This window comes from Arthrobacter sp. TB 26 (assembly GCF_000427315.1).
In the GTDB taxonomy this organism is placed as follows: domain Bacteria; phylum Actinomycetota; class Actinomycetes; order Actinomycetales; family Micrococcaceae; genus Arthrobacter.
Map to the genome: position 1 here is coordinate 1 of NZ_AUPJ01000525.1, position 2,214 is coordinate 2,214.

2 protein-coding genes and 1 pseudogene are annotated in these 2,214 nt (G+C 70.5%); all 3 read left to right on the forward strand.

What is annotated here, in order from left to right:
• A pseudogene (locus K789_RS0120675) lies at positions 1-251 on the forward strand (ATPase); the annotation flags it as partial.
• A gap of 45 nt (positions 252-296) precedes the next feature.
• Positions 297-749 carry an NUDIX hydrolase gene (locus tag K789_RS0120680; protein ID WP_024368413.1) on the forward strand — a complete coding sequence of 151 codons (453 nt, stop codon included), beginning with the start codon at positions 297-299 and terminating at the stop codon, positions 747-749.
• Positions 750-984: 235 nt separating this feature from the next.
• The gene (rsgA, locus tag K789_RS0120690; protein WP_024368414.1) at positions 985-2,187 is read left to right on the forward strand and encodes a ribosome small subunit-dependent GTPase A; all 1,203 of its coding nucleotides are present in this window, start codon (positions 985-987) and stop codon (positions 2,185-2,187) included.
• The last annotated feature ends 27 nt before the right edge of the window (positions 2,188-2,214 follow it).

Here is a 2,214-nt window from a genome sequence, read left to right on the forward strand (position 1 = left end):
CCGCCGGCCACGCCGCCAGCCAGGAACTCGTGGACCAGGCCGGGCGGGACCTGGCAGCTCTCGCCGAGCAGACGGTCCGGCAGCTCGGCATCGCGGGCCCGGTGATCCTGGGCAGCGGACTGGGCATGAACGTCCCGCGCCTGCAGGAATCCTTCCGCGCAGCCCTGGCCGCCGCGGGTATCACCGACGTCCGGGTTCTGGACCAGGATCCCGTCTTTGGTGTGCTCCAACTCGTGGCAGAGCAGGGCTGACGCGGCCGCCGGGATACTACGCCGGCAGGCAACTACGCTGGAGCAATGAGCCTGAACTTCGACACCCGCCCCGCCGCGTACGCGGTCATCATCCGCGACGGCGCCATCCTCCTGGCGTACTGGAAGCAGGGCGGCAAGGAGGGCTGGACCCTGCCGGGCGGCGGCCTTGACCTGGCCGAGCACCCTGTCGACGGCTGCCGCCGGGAGGTCTACGAGGAAACCGGATACCACGCGGAGGTCGGCGCCATGCTGGGGATCGACGTCGGGCACTGGCCCGCGGAGATCCGGATCGACGGCGGCGAGCGGGACTTCCAGTCCCTCCGGCTCGTCTACGAGGCGACGATCACCGGCGGGGACCTGCGGCACGAGGTGGACGGCAGCACTACCCACGCGGCCTGGATCCCGTTGGCGGACGTCGAGGGACTCCACAAGGTCTCGCTCGTCGACGCCGCGCTCCGGCTCCACCGCGAGCGGCCGCTGAACGGCAAACTATCCTGACGGTTTCCTAGCCAGGCCCGGGGCATCCGGCTATCCTAAAAACCGGCAGAAGAGCCGATCGCGATAACGGGGAGGTGGAGACGATGACTGCAACAGTCCGGTGCGCGCTGCGCGCCAACATCAGCCACTCCATCATTCCCGCCCCGGCCATCAGCACCCACTAGCCCCTACAGCTGCCCGGTTCAAGAGAACCCGCAGCTCGGCACGTGCACCGGGGCCCACCAAAGGGCTTTCGTTGACTACTCCATTTGCACGTCCGGGCGCCTCGGGCGCCACCCACCCCGCCACCACCCACCTTCCCGCCGGCCCGGCACGGTTCGGCTTCACCGCCGCCGTCGCCGAACGATTCGCAGCCCATCCCGTGCCGGGCGGCACCGGCGCGGCCCGGGTCATCCGCGTGGACCGCAGCCTGGTCCTCGTCGCCACGCACGATACGACCCTTCATGTGCCCTATCCCGGGACCGGGGAACTGCCCGCCACCGGGGACTGGGTCTGGCTGGGATCCAATACCGCGGGGGATCCTGCCATCGCGCGGATCCTGCCCCGGCACTCGGAACTGAGCCGCAAACGCGCCTTCGATGCGTCCTCGGAGGCGCAGGTGCTGGGCGCCAACATGGACATTGTCGGCGTTGTGGTGCCCGTGGACCGGCCGCTCACCCACAACCGGCTCGAGCGCACCCTCGTCGCGGCCTGGAACTCCGGCGCCACCCCGCTCGTCATCATCACCAAAGCGGACCTTGCCGACGTCGCGGACGACGTCGTTGGCGAGGTCATGCTCCAGGCCGCCGGCGTCGCAGTGGTCACCACCTCCGCGGAACAGCGCGACGGCCTCGATGAACTGCTGGGCCACCTCCCGCCCGGCGGCACCCTCGTGCTGCTGGGGCCCTCGGGAGCCGGAAAATCCACACTCATCAACGCCCTCGCCGGTGCCGAAGTCCAGGAAACCGGGGCAGTCCGGTCCGGCGACGGCAAGGGCAAGCACACCACCACCGCCCGCGAACTGGTGCCCCTGCCGGGCGGTGCCGTGCTGATGGACACCCCGGGGGTGCGCGGCTTTGGGCTGTTCGACGCCGACGGCGGGATGACGGAGATGTTCGGCGATCTCGAGGAACTCTTCGGGCAGTGCCGGTTCTCCGACTGCGCCCATGGCAGCGAACCCGGCTGCGCCGTGCGGGCCGCACTCGCGGACGGATCGCTCGAGGACAGGCGCTGGACGAGCTACCTGAAGCTCCAGCGTGAAATTGCGGCCCTGGCCCGACGGCACGATGCTGCGGCCAGCCGCGCCTACGCCCGGGAGTGGCACCAGCAGATTTCGGCTGCCGGCAAGAGCCAGCGGTCAGCGGAAAGGGACAGCCACGAGGCGGCCGAACACCAGGGCGCGAAGCGCGGCCGGAAGGGCAGGGGCGGGCCCGCCGGAGGCAGCCGGCGCACCCGCTGACCGGGAACGGAGTGCCAGGATGCAACG